The following is a 22,284-nucleotide window of genomic DNA, read 5'->3' on the forward strand; positions in this document are numbered from 1 at the left end:
CATGAATTTAAGCCAATTTAGCGTTTATTAAATAGAAAATACAGTCCAAAATCGTTATACCTTGCTAGGTAAGCCTTTCAAGTTTTGGAATCAACTTTTTAGCATACCAAGTAATGAAGAGCCAAAACAATATATATAGGAAGTTGAGATGATTCCAGGTGAAATGATTGTACAAGCAGGGGAAATAGAACTGAATGCGGATCGTCCTAGGATAAAATTGCAAGTAGCAAATACAGGCGATCGCCCGATTCAAATTGGGTCTCACTATCACTTCTATGAAGTGAATGAAGCACTCAATTTTGACCGAGAACAAGCAAAAGGAATGCGGCTAAATATTCCAGCCGGTACAGCCGTCCGCTTTGAACCTGGAGATGAACGGGAAGTGGAATTAATACCTTTTGTTGGTAGCCGTCAAGTCTACGGCTTCAATGGCAAAATTAATGGCTCGATTGAGCTATAAACATTAGATAGATATGAGTTAACGCACTGCAATGGAATGGGACAACGAACCGCCTATTAGGAACGTCCAAAATGACACGATTTCTATCACTTCCGGTGTAAAAACTGATTTTTGGCGCGAGACTCACTACGGGTTCATTCCAGATAGCGGTCATTTTTTTTATCAACAAGTGAACAAAGACTTCCCAAGAATAACCCAAAACTCTGTGTACCTTGGCGCTAGCCTTTGCGTACCTTTGCGTTAAAAATATACCACTCTAAAGGAATAAAGGATGAGTTACAGAATGGATCGCCGCGCTTACGCCGAAACCTATGGCCCGACAGTAGGCGATCGCGTTCGTCTTGCTGACACCGAATTATTCATCGAAGTCGAACAAGACTTCACTACCTACGGCGATGAAGTGAAATTCGGTGGCGGCAAAGTCATCCGCGATGGCATGGGACAATCCCCCATTTCTAACGCTGAGGGTGCCGTTGATCTGGTGATTACCAACGCCTTAATCCTCGACTGGTGGGGGATTGTCAAAGCCGATATCGGCATTAAAGATGGCAAAATTTTCAAAATTGGTAAAGCTGGAAATCCCTATATTCAAGACAACGTAGATATTATTATTGGCCCTGGAACCGAGGTTGTTGCCGGGGAAGGAATGATTCTCACCGCTGGCGGGATTGACAGCCACATTCACTTTATTTGTCCGCAACAGATAGAAGTAGCGATCGCATCCGGCATCACCACCATGATCGGCGGCGGTACTGGCCCCGCTACGGGTACAAATGCTACCACTTGCACTCCCGGTCCGTGGAATATTTACCGAATGCTGCAAGCCGCTGACGCCTTCCCGGTGAATCTAGGCTTCTTGGGTAAAGGCAATAGCAGCCAGCCTGAAGGACTTATAGAACAAGTGTTAGCCGGGGCGATGGGTTTAAAACTGCACGAAGACTGGGGCACCACACCCGCGACGATTGATACTTGCTTAAGCGTTGCGGATAACTATGATGTGCAGGTAGCCATTCATACCGATACCCTAAATGAAGCTGGTTTTGTAGAAACTACCATCGCCGCGTTTAAGAATCGCGTAATTCACACTTACCACACCGAGGGAGCCGGTGGAGGTCACGCACCGGACATCATCAAGGTATGCGGCGAAGCGAACGTCCTGCCCTCTTCTACCAACCCGACGCGCCCTTATACCGTCAATACCCTAGACGAACACCTGGATATGCTGATGGTGTGCCATCACCTCGATCCCAGCATTCCCGAAGATGTCGCCTTTGCCGAGTCGCGGATTCGCCGGGAAACAATTGCTGCTGAAGATATCCTGCACGACTTGGGCGCATTCAGCATGATTTCCTCTGATTCTCAGGCAATGGGGCGTGTAGGCGAGGTAATCATTCGCACCTGGCAAACGGCACACAAAATGAAAGTGCAGCGCGGGAACCTCTCCCCAACCCTTCTCCTACCAGAAGAGGGGCAAGAAAGGGCAGATAATTTCCGGGCGAAGCGCTATGTTGCAAAATATACAATAAATCCAGCCATTACTCACGGCATTTCGCAGTATGTTGGTTCTGTGGAAGTGGGGAAACTGGCGGATTTGTGCCTCTGGCGTCCGGCATTTTTTGGCGTCAAGCCAGAGATAGTCATTAAAGGGGGGGCGATCGCTTACGCTCAAATGGGCGATGCCAACGCCAGTATCCCCACACCGCAACCAGTACATATGCGCCCCATGTTTGGCAGTTTTGGAGGAGCGATCGCTGCCACTTCTCTAACTTTTATTTCCCAAGCCGCACTCGAAAAAAATATTCCCGCTCAGCTTAAGCTACAAAAGCCCGCCGTTGCTGTCAGCGGTATGCGGAAGCTAAGTAAGCGAGACATGAAATTAAACGATGCCCTGCCTCACATGGAAGTAAATCCGGAAACCTACGAAGTCAGAGCCGATGGGGAATTGCTGACTTGCGAACCGGCAACCGTTCTTCCCTTAGCGCAACGCTACTTTTTATTCTAATTGAATCGGTGGGAGAGACGCGATTAATCCTGTAGAGACGCGATTAATCCTGTAGAGACGCGATTAATCCTGTAGAGACGCGATTAATCCTGTAGAGACGCGATTAATCCTGTAGAGACGCGATTAATCCTGTAGAGACGCGATTAATCGCGTCTCTACTTATCTATTTTTCAAAACTAACACCCCTTGCGAATTCACCTCGTATTGTGCCCCCACGTAACCAGTGCGCTCATACAGAATTTGATGAATGTATTGGTCTAGTTTTGCTTCATCAGAAATTTGAGGTCGATAATATTCTTTGATTTGCTCCTCGATTCCCATCACCTCCAGGCGATCGTGAAGTGCGGCGGGTTCTCCTGCTAAATAAGCATTTCGCGCCGCCTCATCGCTCAAGAAGCTCATCACAATTGACAACGGAACGCCTCCCACCGTCATCCTGCCACTGCTCAGTAGTACTGCCCCCAGAAAGATAGATAGAAGTATAGAAAAGTAGATGCCCGTTATAACTTTTACAGGAACTTTGGGTGAAGGACGGTAATCAGGGCGTTGTTGTTTGCGAATGGTTCGACTAGATTCAGGCGCTAAGCGAGCCATAGTTTCCGACTTTAAATCTGTGCTTCTATTGATGCCTGAAATTAAGTTGTTTGGTCAATCTATCCTGAGACGTAAAGATTCAAAGACTGCGGAAACAACGCAGTCAACATAGAGCGCAGATCGCTAAGCGGCGGAGAGTTTCAAGCGATCGCCTGCACGTCATCCTGTAGATAAAGCTGTCCTGATTGCCAACTACTCAAACTCATATCTGGAGCGCGATCGCCCAAAAGACCTGTCCTACCCATCCATTAGCAGTAGGAAATTGACTTCGCTACTTCGGATCTTTCCCGTTTTACTTAATTTATAGATGTAAATAAACTATATATCTGCGACTTTTTCTTTCCAGCAATGAGCAGCCAGATGTATCAGAGGACGGAAAACTATGACCGTCATACTTAAGGTTTATAATTAATTTTCTGTTACAAAGGTCATTTGGCTAGTACAGACACTGGATAGAAGCCAAAGAAACAAAGATTCGATGAAGATGCCCAAGAATCCTTCTGGAGAATGAGGCAAAATGATACCTTAGGCGTAAAGAATGTTACGTGATGCCCGATTAATTTACAAAAATTAATTTCAATAAACTTGAGTTGTTAACCTATCGCTTCCATGAAGAATCATTCGAGTCTCAATCAACCTTGTGAAACTGACCGCATTCTCGTTGTGGATGATTCTCCCGATAACTTGTTTTTGGTTCAAACCATTCTAGAAGAAGAGGGATATCAAATTACCTTGGCGGAAAATGGTCGTTCTGCCCTAAACGAGATTGAACAATCTCCACCAGACTTGGTGTTATTGGATGTCATGATGCCGGGGATGGATGGATATGAAGTCACAAGGAGAGTCCGTGATAATACTAAGTTGCCGTTTATCCCGATTTTGCTGATCACAGCCCACGATCACGCCAGCGTGGTAGAGGGATTAGATACAGGAGCGGATGATTTTATTCGCAAGCCAGTACAAGTCGATGAATTGCTGGCGCGGGTGCGATCGCTTCTGCGGCTGAAGCATAGTGTGGACGAACGCGATCAAATTGCCCGTCAGCGAGAAGATTTCGTTTCTTGGCTCACCCATGACTTACGGACGCCGATCGTCGCCGCAGAGCGGATGCTGGCTCTATTTAGGCAAGGAGCCTTAGGAGAACTCTCGCCAGGAATGCAAGAAGCGATCGCCACGATGGATCGCAGCAACCGCAACTTGCTGGCGATGGTGAATACTTTGTTAGAAGTCTATCGCTATGAAGCCGGTCGTAAAACCCTGAGCTTCTCGCCTATTGACCTGCGAAAACTACTTCAGGAAGTGATCCAAGAACTTTCCCCCTTAGCAGAGGAAAAAAATCTGACCTTGAAGCTGGATCTAGAAGACAGCGCAGACAATCATCCGCTTGATTGCAAAATAGTCGGCGATCGCATGGAAATCCATCGGGTTTTAACTAACTTAATCGGAAATGCTATCAAATTTACAGATAGCGGTTCCGTAGCCGTCCATGCGTCGATAGCCCCCCATACAAGTAACTCAGCTAATCCTGCCGTCGTTATTGACGTTAACGACACAGGCCCTGGCATCACCCTAGAAGACCAGAATGTTTTATTTGAGCGGTTCCGCCAAGGGAACCACAAGCGCTCTGGCAGTGGTTTAGGGCTGCATCTATCGCGTAGAATTGTGGAAGCTCATCAAGGTGCAATTGAGGTCAAATCTGAGTTCGGTAAAGGGAGTTTATTTAGAGTCCGTTTGCCTGCTCAAGTATGAAATTTTACCGTTGGATTTTAGATTTTGGATTTTAAAGGGCATAAAATCTAAAATTTAAAATCCAACATGGGAGAAAAAATGCTCGTTCCACTGAAAGTTAGTAACATCGTATCTCAGCAACGAAAGTTCTTTGCAACCGGAAAAACTAAAGACATATCATTTAGACTTCAACATTTAAAGCTTTTAAAACAAGCGCTTTTAGAGAATGAAGTCGCTATTTTTAAGGCTCTGCAAACCGATCTGAATAAATCAGTATTTGAAGCTGCTTTATCAGAAATAGGAGTTTGCTTAGAAGAAATTAATTATGCGTTAAAAAACCTAAAAAACTGGACAAAGCCTAAGAAAATAAAGCCACCGATTACCCAATTTTTATCCTCAGCTCAGGTTTATTCTGAGCCGTTGGGTGTAGTTCTGATCGTGGGAGTTTGGAACTATCCCTTGCAGCTACTAATTTTGCCTCTAGTGGGTGCGATCGCCGCCGGTAACTGTGCGATTTTAAAACCTTCAGAAATTGCTGAAAATACATCGCATTTGTTAGCTGAGATTATCCCTAAATACTTTAATCCAGAAGTAGTTGCTGTTGTAGAAGGCGGTATCGAAACCAGCCAGCAGTTACTCGAAGAAAAGTTTGACTATATCTTTTTTACAGGCGGCAGCGAAGTCGGAAAAATCGTTATGGCGGCGGCAGCCAAACATCTGACGCCTGTCACCCTAGAATTGGGCGGCAAAAGTCCTTGTATTGTTGATGCCGATACTCATCTGGAATACACCGCCAAAAGAATTGTTTGGGGTAAATTCATGAATGCAGGTCAAACTTGTATTGCCCCAGATTATCTTTTGGTAGATAAAAGAATTAAAAGAGATTTGTTAGCACAAATCAAAAATTGTATTCACGATTTTTATGGAGATGAACCGGAAAAAAGCCCTGATTATGGCAGAATTATTAATCAAAAACACTTTAACCGTCTCTGTAAATTTTTAGATGGCGGTGAAATTATGATTGGTGGAGATACTAATCCATCCGAGCGATACATTGCTCCTACCGTCATCGATCGAGTGGACTGGGAAGATCCAGTAATGCAAGAAGAAATCTTTGGTCCGATTCTGCCAGTCTTGGAATATACAGAGTTGAACGAAGCGATCGCTCTTGTCAACGCCAAACCGAAACCCTTAGCTCTCTACTTCTTCTCAAAAGACAAACAAAAGCAACAAACCGTCTTGCAACAAACCTCTTCAGGGGGTGTTTGCATCAACGATACCGTCATGCAAGTTGGCGTCCTAGATTTACCCTTCGGCGGCGTCGGAGAGAGCGGCATCGGTCGCTATCACGGCAAAGCAAGTTTTGAGACATTCTCCCATCAAAAAAGCGTACTCAACAAATCTTTTCTAGTTGATGTGAAGTTGAGATACGCTCCCTATAAAGACAAGCTCAAGATCCTGAAGTGGCTGATGAAATAATTAGTCATGAGGAAAAAGCTTTAAATTGTAGAGACGCGATTTATCACGGGTGAGTTTTGAATTACAGAATTCTCTCCTAACTCAAAACTCTCATTCCCCACTCCCTTAATAGCTATATCGCTCTTCTGCCCACGGTTCTCCCCGCCGATGGTAGCCATTGCGCTCCCAAAAACCCGATTCCTCTTGCCGGAGAAATTCTAAACCGTTAATCCATTTGGCACTTTTCCAGGCATAGAGGTGAGGGACAATTAGCCGCATCGGTCCGCCATGTTCTGCAGGTAGCGGTTCCCCAAATAGAGTGTGAGCAAAAAAGTTTTCTTCCCGGAGAAAGTCTTCTAAAGGAATATTCGTGGTGTAGTCGCCGTAGCAGTGTTCCATAACATGAACGGCTTTCGGGTCAACTTCCACCAGCTTCATAAAATCTGTCACCTTAACGCCAGTCCACTGCACATCGAGTTTAGACCAGCGGGTGACGCAGTGGAAATCGGCAGTAAAGTCATGTTGGGGCAGAGCCATGAAATCTGCCAAGCTAAAAGTCTTTTCGGTTGCCAAACCCCAGACGCGAAATTGCCAGTTGTCAGTATCAATCTGGGGAGTGTTGCCGTAGGTCAGCACCGGGAAGCCTTTCGTCAGATATTGACCGGGAGGAACGCGATCGCTCTGCTCCGATTCTGGTTTTTTGAAAAATTTTCCTAGCATGAGTCTAGTAAAGATGGCGTTATGTGTACTCTAATTCTTAATATGCACTTTTTTATCCACAAAAATAGCGCCCAAAGGCGCTCGGAAATTCTAGCAGGCTGAGACGAAAAGCAACCTCTAGGATGATTATTCTTCTTCGGCTTCTTCTTCTTGTTGCACCGGATACACAAACTTAGAACGCCCAGTCAGAATTGATTTGCCCAACGAGAGAGCTTTCTGAGCTTGAATTGTCGCCTTGTGCTTCCAGGTAGCTTTGCGCTTATCGCGCTTGGATTTTGATGTTTTCTTCTTAGGAACCGCCATGATCGTTACTCCAGCAATCGTTTACAGCCTTCCTATTCTAAGAGATCCCTTGACCAGTTCAATCTAGTCGGGCGAAATTCCTAGACCGTCTGAAGTTTGTTCGTTCCCCATGAGGCAATGAGCGGACAGGTTCACGCGGTTGTTATCGCGGTGGTTATAGCCCCTGTCCATTGGTTCCCGTTCCAGCAGGTGGTGGCGTAGTGGGATTTGGAATGTTCTGTGTAGGATTTGGAATGTTCTGTGTAGGATTTGGAATGTTCTGTGTAGGATTCGGAATCGTCTCAGTGGGATTTACATTACCGCCCGGAATCGTTGGTGTAGAGGGAATCGTTGGTGTAGAGGGAATCGTTGGTGTAGAGGGAATCGTTGGCGCAGTTGGCGCAGTTGGCGCAGTTGGCGCAGCTGTTCCGGGTGCCTGGTTCTGAGGAGTACCTGGAGCTGCGGGAGTGGCTGTTCCCGGCGTCTGGTTCTGAGGAGTATTTGTAGGCGCTCCGGGCGTGACATCCCTAACGTTACCGGGCACTAGGGTCGGTGGGGGAGTTGTCGCCGGTGCTGCGGGTGCTGGGGGTTCGGCAGTAGCGGGAACGGGCTGATCCGAAGGCGTCACGTCATCGACAAAACCGAGTAAAGACTTGGTATTGGGAAAGTAGGTTGCCCAGCGAGGAGTATCGGGGCGGCTTTTCCAGGCTCCGCGAGTTACTTTTAAAGAAAGAATCGGCGCGATCGCTCCCTGATTTTGCCCTAGAATCATCACGGCAACATCGGTTACTAAAATGTCGCGGTCAAAGCTACGCTGCGCCGCCGCCCTAGCCACCACCTCTGCTCTGCGGACAAAACCTTCGTAGGTTTCTGCTGGCTGACGGATCAGGGCAACTTCAGCGCGAGCAGTGTAAGCTTGGGCAATCTGCGGTGCAAAAGCCGCCGTCGCCAGCCAAGTTGCTCCTCCACAACCAAGCAATGTCACTAAACTAATGGGTGCAATTCGCTTGCAAGCAAAAGACTTCATCAAATTAGCAGTCCTCTGACTCCACCATCTCCCCTGAAACTCGATTGCTGATAAAACGTTCAAACTATCAGAACCCAACTTGTGCATAGTTGCCACCCGGTTTTTGCCCCGCCCTAGAATCACCGATTTTTAGCCTTCCTACTTTGAAGATAATGCCCAACAAAAATGTAGTTCATCTACATCATGGATGAGAATTACCTCCCACTGTAGAGGGATTTTGCCACAAATAACGACAAAATTGAATTCAAAATAGTTCCGAGTAAATGAATCTTTTCTTGTCGTTGGTACTTGGCTATGCGTTATTTTTTAGTTTTCAGCTCAACCCTAGCGGTAATGGCTAGCATTTGGGGAGTCTTGAGTCCTTCATCTAGAGCGATTCAGCTAGCAGATGGAACGGTTTCCTTTGAAAAACCGCCTCGCTTAATCAATGCTACGACTACCTTTGACGGGATTAATGTTTGGGGAGCTACCTATTATTTCACCGTCAGCTTGCCAGAAAATGCTGGTGAACCGCTCCAGCGAGTAGCGATCGCCCAGAGCGAGGGATTAGATAAAATTCGATTTAAACTCGACGACAGCGAGGCATTTGAAGGGAAGCCAGGAAAAAAAGGTGAGAAGCTAACCCTAGGATCTGTAACCATAGACAGCAAAACAGGCACCGTCTCAGTGACGTTCGATCCGCCAGTACCTCCGGGTCAAACCATTACAATTGGTCTTGAGCCGGTACGTAACCCCTTCAGTAGCGGCGTCTATCTGTTCCAAATCAAAGCTTTCCCAGCCGGAGAGAAAGCTTACGGTTTAGATTTGGGTGTGGGACGCCTGCACTTCTACTCGCCCTTTTAAAAGCTTGTCTTTCTCTTAAACATCATTGCTGAATTTTTCGGATAGGCTCTAATAGAGAATGTAACCGCTGGAATTACTTGCATAAAACAGGTAAAGTTGCAAGCGGTTGATGTGGTTGCAGATTTTTGTGGCAATCTATCCCGATTACCCTCTTTCAATATCACTATGGCTCAAACTTTTTTGATCGATCCAGCGACCGGAAATGATAGCGCTGCTGGCAGCCAGTCAGCGCCGTTCAAAACGATTACCAAAGCTCTCCAGCAAGCACAATCCGATACGACAATTCAACTGGCAGCCGGGAACTACAATGCAGCCAGCGGTGAAATCTTTCCCCTCAAGGTGCCGCCTGGGGTCAAGGTTATGGGGAATGAAGCCAATAAAGGCAGTGGCATTTTGATTGAAGGAAGTGGAACCTACAGCAGCCCTAACTCTTCTGGCGGTCAAAATGTAACGGTAACTTTAGCGAATGATGCTCAACTCCGGGGCGTAACTGTTACCAATCTGGCTACACGCGGGACTGCTGTCTGGATTGAATCGAATAGCTCCACGGTTGCCAATTGTACCTTCACCAATAGCAAGCGCGAGGGAGTCTTTGTTTCTGGTGATGGCAACCCGGTTATTACCAATAATGTATTTACTAAAAATTTGGGCAATGGCATCTCGCTAGCAGGAAATGCCAAAGGCGAAATTCGAGGCAATACCTGCCAGAATACAGGTTATGGCATGAGCATTGCCGATAGTGCTTCCCCATTGGTAATAGATAACCAAATTTCTGGCAACCGATCGGGGATTGTCATCTCTGGAAATGCTCGTCCCAAGCTGCGGAATAATCTGAGCGAACGAAACTCTGACGATGGGGTGACGGTGATTGGGAATGCCTTGCCGGATCTGGGCAGTACCACTGAGGCAGGAAAAAATATCCTGCGGTACAACACTAAATTTGATTTACAAAATAGCAGCTCAAACCAGCTGGTTGTGGCAGGAAATCAAATGAATCCCGACAAAGTAAAGGGAAGCATAAACTTGCTCGACAATCAGCTTCCTCCCACTGACACGGCTGGTGGAGGTACTGGTGGAGGTACTGGTGGAGGTACTGGTGGAGGTACTGGTGGAGGTACTGGTGGAGGTACTGGTGGCGGTACTGGCGGCGGATCTACAGTAGTTGAGCTAACCGATATTAAAGGTCATTGGGCTGAGGCTTTTATTCAGGAATTAGTGAAGCAAGAGATTATCAGCGGCTTTCCTGACAAAACTTTCAGACCCGATGCCAGTCTGACGCGAGCGCAATATGCCGCCTTATTGACAAAAGCCTTTAACCCAACTGCCAAACGAGAGGCGATCGCTTTCAAAGATGTGGCAGACAGTTTCTGGGGCTTCAAGGCGATTCAACAAGCCTATCGCGGCGAATTTCTCTCTGGTTTTCCCGACAAAACCTTCAAACCGAACCAGAATGTCCAGCGCGTCCAAGTAATTGTTTCTTTGGTGAATGGACTGAAGTTAACGGGGGGCGCTCTCAGTGCGTTAAACTTCTTCGATGACCGCACGGGCATTCCTGACTATGCCAAGGATGAGGTAGCAACAGCCGCCCAAAAGCAGCTGGTTGTCAATCATCCGACGCTCAAGAAACTTAACCCCACGCGCGATGCGACGCGGGCGGAAGTAGCGGCAATCGTTTATCAAGCTTTGGTGGATGCCAAGCGAGTGTCAGCCATCAACTCGCCCTATATCGTGACTGCTTGAGCTGACCTCTCCCCAAGCTTTGAAGATGGCTCCCCTTCCCTCCCAGGGAAGGGGTTGGGGGTTAGGTTCGGTATTTTCGCCCCTACTTCTCAAGTCAACAGGACTTACGCAACATCACCACATCTGAGGGCAACCACAAGGGGATTGCCCCTACAAAATGCTATATGTATAAGCTTTGCGTAAGTCCTGATTTGCCACCGCAACCACAGGGGATTGAACCCGAAAAAACCAGGACTTACGCAACTTGCGCGACATCTGAGGGCAACCACAGGGGGATTGCCCCTACAAAATGCTATATGTATAAGCTTTGCGTAAGTCCTGGTCAACATTGAGAGACTACTAGATTCACGAGAGTAGACCCGATCTCATTGAGGGGGAGGACGAAATCTACACTTCCCGTGGCAATGGCAGCGCGGGGCATCTCAAAAAATTCCGATGTACTTTCATCTTGGGCGATCGCTAATCCACCCATTTTATGAATTGCCTGCGCCCCGATTGCACCATCGCTGCCAATCCCAGAGAGAATGACAGCGATCGCTCGCTCTTTAAAACTCGCCGCCAGTGACTGCAACAGCAGGTCGGCAGAGGGGCGTGCAAAGTCCACGAATACCGCTCCAGACAGGCAGAAGGTCCCGTCCGGGGTGACGAGCAGATGCTGATTTGGAGGAGCCACGTAGACCATCCCCGGTTGTAATGGCTCTCCTGCTTGTGCCTGCTTGAGTGGCAAGGTTGTGGGGCGACTTAGGGCGTCGGTTATCCAACTGGAGGCAGACTGAGTGTCGAGTTTCTGCACCACAATGATGGCTGCCGGAAAATCCGGGCGGAAGGCAGGCAGAATGTGACCTAAGGCTCTCAAACCCCCCTCAGATGCCGCCAGCACCACCACTTTGAAAGGGGAGTGCGAATAATTCTGTCTGCACTCTCCCTCGGTTCCGCAGTCGCGGCTAGCTGCACTGTAGCAGGCAGTTGACCTTGGAAAAGCCCTTGCCGGATGAAATCAGAGCGTTGTTCCGCCTCTTTAGCCTGCGCTTCATAACGCTGTGCTGACAAGGTGTTGTTGCGATCGCGCGCATACTTTGCCATCTTATACATCAGCTCCGCACGCTCTTCTAGAGAACGGATTGCAGCCCACAACGCCTCCTCCTGAGCCTGGGACTGCCCCGCTACCAAAGTCTCTGCTGAATAGGCGTGCCCGACGCGACAGCGGTACTGGAGCAACCCTCTCTCATTCAGTTGGAACAAACTACCGCCACAATCTGGACAAGTAAAGTTTGAGCGAGTCCCAGGCTTTCCCCGTTGCCGTAAAGCGGCTCCATCCACTTCCACAATGTCGAGATCCATCTCAAATTCGCTTTCGCTAGGCACGGTGCTTGCTCCTTCCTCTGCCACGGGTTCATGGGCTAGACGCACTAAAGCAGGGGCAATTAACGACAGCGTCAGGATAAAATCAACGTCTGCGTGTTCGATGGCGCTCTTTGGCATCCCCGAAAAAAAGGCGTCCGTTGGGTCTTGAACGACAGCCACACCTTTTTGCCGCTTCAAATCGATGAGTCCCGCCGTGCCATCGTCGAGAGTGCCCGACAGCACCACCCCGACTACCCGGCGTTTGTACGCCCTCGCTGCGGTGCGAAACAGAGGATCGACTGCCGGACGAGTGTTGTTCTCTTTTGGCCCCTGCACCAGGCGGATGTATCCGCGTTTCACCAGCAGGTGGTAATCTGGCGGTGCCACATAGATCCGCCCATGCTCAATCTTCTCATTGTTTTTAGCATGGTCTGCGTGCAACGGACCTTCGCGGTTTAAAAGCTGCGGCAGAATACTCTTACCCCAAGCTGGAAAGTGAACGACGATGAAGATCGCAGCAGGAAGATTTGGCGGTAATTCAGCGACCAATTGAGTCAAGGCTTCCACTCCCCCTGCGGAAGCTCCGATAACGATAATGTCGTGACCAGGCATTTGCCTCTCCTCATGGAACAATGCGGAAAAATCCATCCGATTGATGGAATGGGGTGAAAACTCTGCTCAATCAGTGATGATTGTAGCTACATAGGTTTTGGCTAATTCCTACAAGGAAAAATATGCTTGGCGCGAAGCTCTATCCTTCACCCGCCAAGCATCTTCTTGAGAGAATCGCTATTTTCTGCCTTCGCCGTCAAGCTTGCAAGGCAGTGGAATTTTCAAAGCTTTGGCTTGCTTCTAACTAATGTAACTGCTAGTGTTTCACCCATCTTCTAGCTGGGGAATGAGTCCAGTATGAAGTTCATAAGTGAGCATGAATACAAAGAGTAGACCTCTTGCAAAAATACTTGGCGATGTTCGTAATCGCGGCTACAAAAACGTAGGCTTTAGCCTTCAAGGGAGGGTAGTCCGCCTGCGCGGACTCTTAAAACCCGCTTGGGGTTGTCGTGACGCATCGGTCTTTCCTGCCAGGTAAGCTCTAGCATGATGATTTCTAATAATTGCCCTTATCTGATATCTGATCGCAGCTAGTATTCACCGAGCGGGAGAGGGTGACAACTTTGCAGAGATTTGCAATGGTATAGCGCTATCTTCTGTAACGAAATGCAACGTATAATGAGAGCGACCAAACACGCAAGCAGCTATAAGGTAGACCATCAGATGCGAGTTGCGATCGCTGGGGCGGGGTTAGCAGGGCTTTCCTGCGCCAAATATTTGACAGATGCCGGTCACACTCCCATCGTTCTAGAACGTCAGGACGTTCTAGGCGGTAAGGTGGCAGCATGGAAAGACGAAGACGGCGACTGGTACGAAACCGGACTGCACATCTTTTTTGGGGCTTATCCCAATATGTTGCAGCTATTTAAGGAACTCGGCATTGAAGATCGGTTGCAGTGGAAAGAACACACAATGATCTTCAACCAACCCGATGCCCCCGGTACTTATTCTCGCTTTGACTTTCCGGACATTCCGGCACCATTTAATGGCGTCACAGCGATTCTGGGCAACAACGATATGTTGACTTGGCCTGAAAAAATTCGCTTCGGGATTGGTTTAATTCCGGCGATGATTCAGGGGCAAAAATACGTTGAGGCGATGGATAAATACTCGTGGTCGGAATGGATGAAAAAGCAAAACATCCCCCCACGGGTAGAAAAAGAAGTTTTCATTGCCATGTCCAAGGCACTGAACTTCATTAACCCGGATGAAATTTCTGCCACGATATTGCTGACCGCTCTCAATCGCTTCCTTCAGGAAAAGAATGGCTCAAAAATGGCCTTTTTGGACGGTTCCCCGACCGAGCGGTTGTGTCAGCCAATGGTAGATTACATCACCGAGCGCGGTGGGGAAGTGCGGTTGAATATGCCGATTAAGGAATTTTTGCTCAACGCCGATGGCACGGTGCGGGGATTCCTGATTCGCGGGTTGAATGGTGCTGCGGATGAAATAATAACGGCGGATGCTTACGTTTCGGCGATGCCCGTTGACCCCCTGAAGGTGATGTTACCCCAACAGTGGCGTCAGATGGAGTATTTCCAAAAGCTAGACGGCTTAGAGGGTGTGCCGGTGATCAACGTGCATCTGTGGTTTGACCGAAAATTAACTCAGATCGACCATCTGCTGTTTTCGCGATCGCCCTTGCTTAGTGTCTACGCGGACATGAGCAACACCTGTCGCGAATATGCTAACCCCCACCGCTCAATGCTGGAACTGGTGCTGGCACCGGCAAAGGATTGGATTGGCAAATCTGATGGGGAAATTGTAGACGCCACCGTCGCCGAATTGGAAAAACTTTTCCCCGACCATTTTGGGGGAGAAAACCCAGCCAAGTTGCTGAAATATCACGTTGTCAAAACGCCTCGTTCAGTCTACAAGGCAACTCCAGGGTGTCAGCAATACCGTCCCTCCCAGGAATCACCGATTGCAAATTTCTATTTGACGGGTGATTACACGATGCAGCGTTATCTAGCGAGTATGGAAGGTGCCGTACTTTCTGGTAAGCTGACAGCGCAGGCAATTGTGAGCAGTCAGTCGTCAGTAGTCACCGATCAATCGTCAACGGTCATCGATCAGGCGTTAGTCGTTAGTGGGTAATGGTTAGGGGGAAAGAGTCTACTCCCAAATCTCTGACTATCTATTACCTGCTACCGAAGAATAACAGACTCAGGACAATTGACAATTGACAACGGACAACTGACAATCTCTGGTGCCTGTACTGAATGCTGCAACTGTCTAATTTCCCGCGCATGAGAACGCTGGCTTCAATAGAGGACGCTTACCAACTCTGTCGCCAGATTACGGCTAAGTACGCAAAGACGTTTTATCTGGGTACGCTGCTGATGCCAGCAGCCAAGCGTCGTGCCATCTGGGCAATTTACGCTTGGTGTCGTCGCACCGATGAACTGGTGGACGGTGCCACAGCCGCGATTACGACTCCTGAAACTTTGGATCGGTGGGAAAAACAGCTAGAATCTGTCTTTGCTGGCGAACCCCTAGACGATCCGGATGTGGCTTTGGTAGACACGCTGAAACGCTTCCCGATGGATATTCAACCATTTCGGGATATGATTGCGGGTCAGCGAATGGATCTATACCGCAGCCGATACGAGACGTTTGAGGAACTCAATCTTTACTGCTATCGGGTTGCCGGTACGGTGGGGTTGATGTCTACTGCGGTGATGGGTGTCGATACGGAACCGTATACAGCACCCTGGAAGCGCCATCAAGAGATTTATGTTCCCACCTCGGAAGCGATCGCCCTCGGCATCGCCAACCAACTCACCAATATCCTGCGAGATGTCGGAGAAGACGCCCGTCGGGGTCGCATTTACCTGCCCCTCGAAGAATTAGCGTTATTTAACTACACCGAACAGGATCTGATGAATGGCGTGGTCGATGAGCGATGGTGCGAATTGATGCGTTTCCAAATTCAACGGGCACGCAAATTCTACGCTGAAGCCGAACAGGGGATCGGTGCCCTTAGTTCCGACGCTCGTTGGCCCGTCGCGGCGGCTTTAATCCTCTACAGCCAGATTCTCGATCGGATTGAACGCAATCAGTACGATGTATTTAGCACCAGAGCTTACGTCCCGACTCCCCGCAAGCTGCTGAGTTTGCCAGCCGCTTGGTTGAGGGCGCAGGTGCTATAACTCTGTGGTAGCGACAACCAGAGGAAAATCAACTCATGTCTGGAAACCCTATGCTGTTTGGGATTAGCGATTCCCGATTTCAAGTCCGTTTATCGATCGATCGATAAACGGACTTGCTCCTATCAAATCGCTTGAAAGTCTGAAATCAATCAGGGATGCGGTTCAGGTCGCCTCTAATGGGCAACTGATGCTGCTCACGAGGACGCTCCCGTTCTTCAAGCCTTGTCAGCACCATCAGCAATTTCTGGCGGCAATTCAAAGCAGCCATCTTCCCCCGGATAGAAGTCCAGCACTTGCACCACAGCAGTGATATTTAAAGCCCCATAGATATGAGGAAAACGTTCTCCTTCGTCTAATCCCTCATATCGGATTTCTGCCTCAATTTCCTCCGATTCAAGGCACAGCAGAACTAAGCCACTTTGGGAATGAAAAAAGCTATTCGCTACTTTGATAACTTGCTCTGGAGTTGAGCAGTGGATAAAACCCTCCGATTCCAACGTATCGCCGCAATATTTTTTAGTTGATTTTGCTTCTTCCCACTGTTCGCGCTTCGTGATGTGCAAAATAATACTCATGAAATTTTCCAAAAATTGTTATTTTAAAATCTCAGGACTTACGCAAAGCTTATACATATAGCGTTTTGTAGGGGCAATCCCCCTGTGGTTGCCCTCAGATGTGGTGATGTTGCGTAAGTCCTGATCTAATTGGTAAGAGGTAGACCTTTATTTACTTCCACGGATAGAGGCACAATCTGGTTCGCTTAAGGCTAAAAACCTTACCCCGTGAGGTTGGGTTAAGGCAACATTACCCAACAAACGCTTTATAATGTTGGGTTTCGCTTAGGCGCTTAACCCAACCTACAATCATTACAATCACTAGAATTATACTTAACCAAACCCGATTGCGTTGAAACAAATCTCGCAGATTAGACGAATTCCCCTTTTGCAACTAAAATTACCTTACCACCCACCGATACTTCAATGGAATCAGCATTTTTGTGAGCTTTTAACAACAACAAAGAAGGTCTGCCAATTTCATATCCTTGCTCAACTCTAAGATTAATTGTCTCTACTCCCAAATAGGAATGCTGAACTAAATAACCAGCTAAACAACCATTCGCACTTCCTGTAGCTGGATCTTCTGGAATCCCTGCATATTCTGCAAACACGCGCACACTCAAGTCATTCTCTGGATTATAAGTTTCAGGACAGAAAACCAATATACATTTGCCTTGAGTGTGACTAACTAAATCAAAATATTTATCCTTATTTATCTTGATTCGCTTTAAGGATTGGTGCGTTTTCAAGGGAACGATAATAAAGGGAACCCCAGTCGAAACTTCTTGAATTGGGAATTGACGATCTATCTCGCTTGGTTCTAAATTCAAAACTTGGGCGAGTGTCTCTCTCTCGAAGGTTTGGCTAAAAATAGGTGGTTTTTGCTGCATCCACAACCATTCTACTGCTTGCTCTGCGTAATGCAGCGATACGGGAATTTGCCCAACCTTCAGATTTAAAATTAAGTTTTCAACCAGCTGATTAATAATTGCTTGTTGCAAAATATAGGCAGTTCCTAAGGTAGGATGACCCGCAAACGGTAATTCTTGCTCCGGCGTAAAAATTCGCACATCATAACCTCCTTCTCGAACCTCAAGAGAGGTTACAAAAGTGGTTTCTGAATAGTTCGTCTCCTTAGCAATTCGTTGCATCTGAGCATCAGAAAGCTCACCGGCATCCGTAAAGACTGCTAGCTGATTACCAGTATATTTTTCTACGGCAAATACATCAACAATGTAAAAGTTAAGTGGCTTCATACTTGTCAAAATCGCTGCTATATGGTTTATTAGCAAGAGGCTGGGATCGCGTCCAAATGCACAACTCAGCCGGAGGGCAGATATACCAAATAGGGAGGTTGGTATACTAGAGAACGTTTGCAAATCCAGCGTGCATTGTAACTAAAGATTTTTTTGCCAATGCCATTTTTCGGACTTGTTTGGGTAACTTCTTGGGTCAGCTGTTTTTTCTCTAACCAGGCGTTGTCGAGTATACCTGATTACCTCTCGATAACACTTCCAGCCAAGGTTTTTTCAGCTGTCAATAATCCCCTCGAAAGCGATAAACCTCTGTTCGTTCAGGCTGTAGGAACGGGGGAACCTTACTCTTATTTAAGTGGTTTACATTCTCAGACTTTCAGTGCGTTCTTGCCTTCCTGGGGTTTCCAGCTAGGAGGAAACCAGAGCCAGTCTTCATCAAACAAAGCCAAAGCGCCCGGACAAGCTAGCCGGAAGCTAGATACGGTGGATAATGTGCTTTGCCGCCCCGGATCGACATCAACGAAGGAAGTGCCAGTAGCGCCAACCATCCTATCCCAGTCGGCTTCATGGGTTGAAGTCCCTGCCAGTCGAGTGCCAAAGCCTAGTTTTCCGGACAGAATTATGCAGGTGATGCAGAATTTATTGAAATTGCCTGCTTGGGCTGAATCTCGCGACAAAACAACGCCTTCGCCGGTTGCAGTGGTTCAGACTCGCTACAAGGGCGAATCGGGCGATCGCCCAATCGGTGAAAAAATGGGTAAACGGCGAGGTTTTTGGATGTCGTTGACTGGGCGCAAAAGCAAGAGCGTCGCCACATCCGACAGAGAACAAGAGCAGTTTCAAGTCTGGGTGAAGGGACATTTGGTTGCTCAAATACCCGAAAAAACCCAAGCTGAGCTATTTGCTAAGCGAGTCGCGCAACTCCTGCAAAACTCCCATCTAGATGCTTCGCAACTGAAACCAACGCTGGTGGAAGGGAAGCCAGGGGGTAAGCTGGGCAATGACCAGTTGTTTGTAATTGACGACGCGATCGCCACCAACTTCAATCGCGATCGCCAACTCTTAGCAATCGAATGGGTAAATAATCTCCGCATCGCCTTGGGGGAAAAGCCTTTAAGCTTGGTGGAAGCTCAAGCCCAAATGCACGGATTAATCCAGACAGATACCAAACTGGAGGGTTTAGCCTCTTGGTATGGGGGCTATTTTCACGGACGCCAAACGGCAAACGGCGAAATCTACAACCAGGATGCACTCACGGCGGCTCATCCCTCTCTACCTTTTAATACCTTTCTAAAAGTGACAAACTTGAAAAATGGGGATGCTGTCATCGTGCGGGTGACTGACCGTGGCCCCTACATTGCGCCGAGAACGCTGGATTTGTCGCGGGGAGCCGCTCGCTGCGTTAAGAGTGAAGAGGTGGGCGTCATTCCGTATGAAGCAGTAGTGATGAAACCGCTCTAAGCTCAAAGACTGAGGAGTGAGGGCTGAGGACTGAGGGCTGAGGAGTGAGGGCTGAGGGCTGAGGGCTGAGGGCTGAGGGCTGAGGGCTGAGGGCTGAGGACTGAGGACTGAGGGCTGAGGGCTGAGGACTGAGGGCTGAGGACTGAGGGCTGAGGACTGAGGACTGAGGGCTGAGGACTGTCAAGCGTAGCGGTGCGAAGCACGGACTGAGTATACCCCAGACTTAAAAGTCGGGGATTGAAATAATGATGCGATTTCTTCGGGCTGCGCCAGAAGAGAAACAATTCTTTCTTCTTCTCCATAACTAAATAATGGTGCTTTAAACCATTAGTTACTCAGTCCTCAGCCCTCACTCCTCAGTCCTGACTCCTCAGTCCTCAGTCCTCAGCCCTCACTCCTCAGTCCTGACTCCTCAGTCCTCAGCCCTCAGCCCTCAGCCCTCAGTCCTCAGCCCTCAGTCCTCAGCCCTCAGTCCTCAGCCCTCACTCCTCAGTCCTCAGTCCTGACTCCTGACTCCTCAGTCTCTATTCAAGACAGCGGATAGCCTCTAGCAAGCCTTTGGCTTTGTTGAGGGTTTCTTGGTACTCAGTTTCGGGGCGAGAATCGGCAACCAGACCCGCACCCGCTTGGACTGACACCTGATGTTTACCACTGGCTTGAGAACGAACAACCATCGTGCGAATAGCGATCGCTGTATTTAATTGCCCCTCAAAGTCATACCATCCATAAGCCCCCGAATAGGGACCGCGACGACAGAGTTCAAGTTCGTGAATAATCTCCATTGCTCGAATCTTCGGCGCACCGCTGACGGTTCCTGCGGGGAAGCAGGCTTTGAGTAAATCCCAGGCGGTTTTACCGGGCGCAAGTTCTCCCAGCACGTTGCTGACGATGTGCATCACATGAGAGTAACGCTCAATTAGCATCAATTCATCGACTCTCACCGTACCGCTAGTGCAGACGCGCCCCAAATCATTGCGACCTAAGTCAACCAGCATCACGTGTTCGGCAATTTCCTTAGGGTCTTGAAGTAAGTCCTCGGCAAAAGCGTCATCTTCTTTTGGCGTCTTCCCTCGCGGGCGCGTCCCAGCAATCGGGCGCACGGTAGCGCTCATCCCCCCCTCAGAAGTTAGCGCATCGCCTGCGTAGGAACTCAGCACCGCCTTGACCATCACTTCCGGACTAGAACCGATAATCTGCCAATCGCCGAAGTTAAAATAAGCCATATAAGGCGAGGGATTAATTAGGCGCAAAGAGCGATATAAGGCAAAGGGGTCGCCGCTATACTCGGCACAGAGTTGTTGAGACAGGACGACTTGGAAAATATCTCCGGCGCGAATGTAATCTTTTGCCTTTTCGACGTTAGCGCAGAATTGTTCGCGTCCGGTGTTGCTGGTGTAGGTGAGTTCTTTCTCTCGGTTTTCTGGGGGCGTCCATTGCAACAAAGTATCTTTTCCCGACAGAGGTAGCTGGAGTTTGCTTACCAGTTGAGTAACGCGATCGCACGCCTGTTGATATGCCTGAGCATAATCCACATCCAGGTCGCGCAAATCCGCATACGCGATCGCCCAAATCTTCCGCTTCACCTGATCGAAAATAATCAGGTTATCTACCTGCATCCACAATCCATCCGGCAAATCGTCCTCTGAGGCGGGATAAATCGGCACGCGCGGCTCTATCCAGTTAATCAGTTCATAACCCCAGAAGCCAAATAATCCGCCGATTCCAGGCGGCAATTGGGGCAACTTCACCGGGTGAAACGGCTTTAGACAATAAGCTAATGCTTTAAACGGATCGCCTTCAAAAGCGATCGCCCTCCCGTCACGGTGGGTTTGCGTCGTTTTACTTCCTCTAGCCTCCAACACCCACAAAGGATCGCAGCCGACAAAACTGTAGCGTCCTACTTTTTCCCCACCTTCCACGGATTCCAGTAAAAAGCTATAAGGCTGTCCAGCACAGACTTTGTACCAAGCCGACACGGGTGTATCTAGATCTGCCACCCATTCCTGATACACCGGCACAAAATTACCCTGTTTAGCCAGATCGGAAAATTGGGAAAAATCAGGAAAAATCATAATTTTCTTGCGTTCTGGATCGAGGCGATTCGCCCTAGCGACGCCATTATTCATCCAGGGTAAAACAGAAACGGGCGTAAAAGGGAAAAGGGAAGAACCAGACGCTTCAGTTCATCCTTCATCCTTCAAATTTTGACTCTCGTGTTTTGACAGAGCAGGACTTACGCAAAGCTTATACATATAGCGTTTTTTCGGGTTCAATCCCCCTGTGGTTGCCCTCAGATGTACTGACTTTTCAGGGAGTTCCCCCCAATTTATCGAGGAGTCGTGGCGGCTCACATATCTGAATGCAAACCTTTAACCCACCAGTATTGCCATTTCTCCGCCCATCTATGCCATCATCTTTAACGAACAAAGTAGGGTGGATAGTACCCACCCTACTCAAGAAGAAAAAATTTAAAAGGTGCTAAACCTCGTAAGTCGGACGACCGCTAAACTTAACGGTTGGAGGTTCCGGGTTGCTGCCAATGTTACGGTCTAGCTTATTCACATAAGGACGACCTTGATTGACTTTCTCTGGGAAGACGCCATCCTTAGGATGCAAGTACTCAGTTTCACCGTTCGGAAAGACACGGTAAATCTTGTAGTTGTTGATTTTGAACTTGGCTCGGAGTACCTGACCGCCTAACATGATGCAGTATTCTTTACGTGCCAGGTATAGCAAGTTTTCACCTTGATTCATGATGGCAGAGCCACCAGTGGGCAATTCAAATACTTGCTGTTTCGGGCTTGTCCAAGTGATGGCGTACTTTTCTTCTACTTCAGCTTTGGTGAGCAAGCCGCCGGTACCGCCACCAAATATGGGGGTTTGTCCAGTAAGAGTTTCTGGCATAGATTTTTCTCCCAACGTTTTAGGGCATCCTATCACCGAGGCAACGCCTGTCTTGCGAGTCTGTCAAGAACTGTAACAGTTTGTCATTAGTCATTGGTCGTTGGTCATTTAGTCATGGGTCATGGGTCATTAGTCAAGGGCTGC

The 22,284-nt window shown here is 48.2% G+C and carries 21 protein-coding genes; 10 read left to right on the forward strand and 11 right to left on the reverse strand.

Annotated elements, in window-relative coordinates; all coding sequences use genetic code 11:
• Positions 1 to 148 precede the first annotated feature (148 nt).
• Genes AC2VDX_RS24765 through ureC form a run of 3 tightly spaced genes read left to right on the forward strand, consistent with a single transcriptional unit; the run spans position 149 to position 2,462 of the window.
• Positions 149 to 460 (forward strand): urease subunit beta, encoded by a 312-nt coding sequence (locus AC2VDX_RS24765; protein WP_378181198.1) that lies wholly within the window; start codon positions 149 to 151, stop codon positions 458 to 460.
• A gap of 31 nt (positions 461 to 491) precedes the next feature.
• Positions 492 to 704: a DUF1349 domain-containing protein gene (locus AC2VDX_RS24770; protein WP_378181195.1), complete on the forward strand. Its 213-nt coding sequence runs from the start codon at positions 492 to 494 to the stop codon at positions 702 to 704.
• Positions 705 to 731: 27 nt separating this feature from the next.
• Positions 732 to 2,462, forward strand: a complete 1,731-nt coding sequence (ureC, locus tag AC2VDX_RS24775; RefSeq protein WP_378181191.1) for an urease subunit alpha — start codon at positions 732 to 734, stop codon at positions 2,460 to 2,462.
• Positions 2,463 to 2,621: 159 nt separating this feature from the next.
• Here the strand turns inward: ureC and AC2VDX_RS24780 are convergent, their stop codons facing one another.
• Entirely contained in the window at positions 2,622 to 3,056 is a 435-nt protein-coding gene (locus AC2VDX_RS24780) for a hypothetical protein (RefSeq protein ID WP_378181188.1), read from the reverse strand.
• 609 nt (positions 3,057 to 3,665) lie between these two features.
• Here AC2VDX_RS24780 and AC2VDX_RS24785 point away from each other — a divergent pair.
• On the forward strand, positions 3,666 to 4,805 hold the full coding sequence (locus AC2VDX_RS24785) for a hybrid sensor histidine kinase/response regulator (RefSeq protein ID WP_378181186.1): 1,140 nt from the start codon (positions 3,666 to 3,668) through the stop codon (positions 4,803 to 4,805).
• A 78-nt stretch (positions 4,806 to 4,883) separates the two neighbouring features.
• Positions 4,884 to 6,263: an aldehyde dehydrogenase gene (locus AC2VDX_RS24790; RefSeq protein ID WP_378181183.1), complete on the forward strand. Its 1,380-nt coding sequence runs from the start codon at positions 4,884 to 4,886 to the stop codon at positions 6,261 to 6,263.
• A 105-nt stretch (positions 6,264 to 6,368) separates the two neighbouring features.
• Here the strand turns inward: AC2VDX_RS24790 and AC2VDX_RS24795 are convergent, their stop codons facing one another.
• From AC2VDX_RS24795 to AC2VDX_RS24805, 3 genes are all read right to left on the reverse strand, one after another.
• Complete coding sequence (locus AC2VDX_RS24795) at positions 6,369 to 6,962, reverse strand: sulfite oxidase-like oxidoreductase (RefSeq protein ID WP_378181180.1); 594 nt, start codon at positions 6,960 to 6,962, stop codon at positions 6,369 to 6,371.
• Between the two features lie 126 nt (positions 6,963 to 7,088).
• Positions 7,089 to 7,265, reverse strand: coding sequence for a 50S ribosomal protein L32 (gene rpmF, locus AC2VDX_RS24800; RefSeq protein WP_378181177.1), 177 nt, complete (start codon positions 7,263 to 7,265; stop codon positions 7,089 to 7,091).
• 154 nt (positions 7,266 to 7,419) lie between these two features.
• A complete protein-coding gene (locus AC2VDX_RS24805) occupies positions 7,420 to 8,394 on the reverse strand; it encodes a hypothetical protein (RefSeq protein WP_378181174.1) in 975 nt (324 codons plus the stop codon).
• Positions 8,395 to 8,565: 171 nt separating this feature from the next.
• Here AC2VDX_RS24805 and AC2VDX_RS24810 point away from each other — a divergent pair, with 171 nt between their 5' ends.
• Positions 8,566 to 9,114, forward strand: a complete 549-nt coding sequence (locus AC2VDX_RS24810) for a DUF2808 domain-containing protein (RefSeq protein ID WP_378181171.1) — start codon at positions 8,566 to 8,568, stop codon at positions 9,112 to 9,114.
• 165 nt (positions 9,115 to 9,279) lie between these two features.
• Positions 9,280 to 10,854, forward strand: a complete 1,575-nt coding sequence (locus tag AC2VDX_RS24815) for a DUF1565 domain-containing protein (RefSeq protein WP_378181168.1) — start codon at positions 9,280 to 9,282, stop codon at positions 10,852 to 10,854.
• 322 nt (positions 10,855 to 11,176) lie between these two features.
• Here the strand turns inward: AC2VDX_RS24815 and AC2VDX_RS24820 are convergent, their stop codons facing one another.
• Positions 11,177 to 11,734 (reverse strand): chemotaxis protein CheB, encoded by a 558-nt coding sequence (locus tag AC2VDX_RS24820; protein ID WP_486928258.1) that lies wholly within the window; start codon positions 11,732 to 11,734, stop codon positions 11,177 to 11,179.
• A complete protein-coding gene (locus tag AC2VDX_RS24825; RefSeq protein ID WP_378181162.1) occupies positions 11,707 to 12,810 on the reverse strand; it encodes a chemotaxis protein CheB in 1,104 nt (367 codons plus the stop codon). Before AC2VDX_RS24825 ends, AC2VDX_RS24820 begins: the two co-directional genes overlap by 28 nt.
• 663 nt (positions 12,811 to 13,473) lie before the next feature.
• On the opposite strand from AC2VDX_RS24825, the gene pds reads away from it, so the two are divergent.
• Together pds and crtB are read left to right on the forward strand one after the other, a co-directional pair.
• Positions 13,474 to 14,907 (forward strand): 15-cis-phytoene desaturase, encoded by a 1,434-nt coding sequence (pds, locus tag AC2VDX_RS24830; RefSeq protein ID WP_378181374.1) that lies wholly within the window; start codon positions 13,474 to 13,476, stop codon positions 14,905 to 14,907.
• A 125-nt stretch (positions 14,908 to 15,032) separates the two neighbouring features.
• Positions 15,033 to 15,962 (forward strand): 15-cis-phytoene synthase CrtB, encoded by a 930-nt coding sequence (crtB, locus tag AC2VDX_RS24835; protein WP_378181159.1) that lies wholly within the window; start codon positions 15,033 to 15,035, stop codon positions 15,960 to 15,962.
• A gap of 215 nt (positions 15,963 to 16,177) precedes the next feature.
• On the opposite strand, the gene AC2VDX_RS24840 is transcribed toward crtB, so the two are convergent.
• Both AC2VDX_RS24840 and AC2VDX_RS24845 read right to left on the reverse strand, forming a co-directional pair.
• On the reverse strand, positions 16,178 to 16,537 hold the full coding sequence (locus AC2VDX_RS24840; protein ID WP_378181156.1) for a DUF952 domain-containing protein: 360 nt from the start codon (positions 16,535 to 16,537) through the stop codon (positions 16,178 to 16,180).
• 350 nt (positions 16,538 to 16,887) lie between these two features.
• A complete protein-coding gene (locus AC2VDX_RS24845; protein ID WP_378181152.1) occupies positions 16,888 to 17,775 on the reverse strand; it encodes a PhzF family phenazine biosynthesis protein in 888 nt (295 codons plus the stop codon).
• A gap of 222 nt (positions 17,776 to 17,997) precedes the next feature.
• Here AC2VDX_RS24845 and AC2VDX_RS24850 point away from each other — a divergent pair, with 222 nt between their 5' ends.
• Positions 17,998 to 19,236 carry a septal ring lytic transglycosylase RlpA family protein gene (locus AC2VDX_RS24850; protein ID WP_378181150.1) on the forward strand — a complete coding sequence of 413 codons (1,239 nt, stop codon included), beginning with the start codon at positions 17,998 to 18,000 and terminating at the stop codon, positions 19,234 to 19,236.
• 2 nt (positions 19,237 to 19,238) lie between these two features.
• Here AC2VDX_RS24850 and AC2VDX_RS24855 read toward each other — a convergent pair whose 3' ends face one another.
• The 3 genes from AC2VDX_RS24855 to psaD all read right to left on the reverse strand — a co-directional run bounded on the left by AC2VDX_RS24855 (position 19,239) and on the right by psaD (position 22,140).
• Positions 19,239 to 19,538 (reverse strand): hypothetical protein, encoded by a 300-nt coding sequence (locus tag AC2VDX_RS24855; RefSeq protein ID WP_378181147.1) that lies wholly within the window; start codon positions 19,536 to 19,538, stop codon positions 19,239 to 19,241.
• Between the two features lie 222 nt (positions 19,539 to 19,760).
• Positions 19,761 to 21,308, reverse strand: coding sequence for an anthranilate synthase component I family protein (locus tag AC2VDX_RS24860; protein ID WP_378181371.1), 1,548 nt, complete (start codon positions 21,306 to 21,308; stop codon positions 19,761 to 19,763).
• Between the two features lie 406 nt (positions 21,309 to 21,714).
• Positions 21,715 to 22,140: a photosystem I reaction center subunit II gene (gene psaD / locus AC2VDX_RS24865; RefSeq protein WP_378181144.1), complete on the reverse strand. Its 426-nt coding sequence runs from the start codon at positions 22,138 to 22,140 to the stop codon at positions 21,715 to 21,717.
• Positions 22,141 to 22,284: the final 144 nt, after the last annotated feature.

It is taken from the genome of Coleofasciculus sp. H7-1, assembly GCF_057473865.1.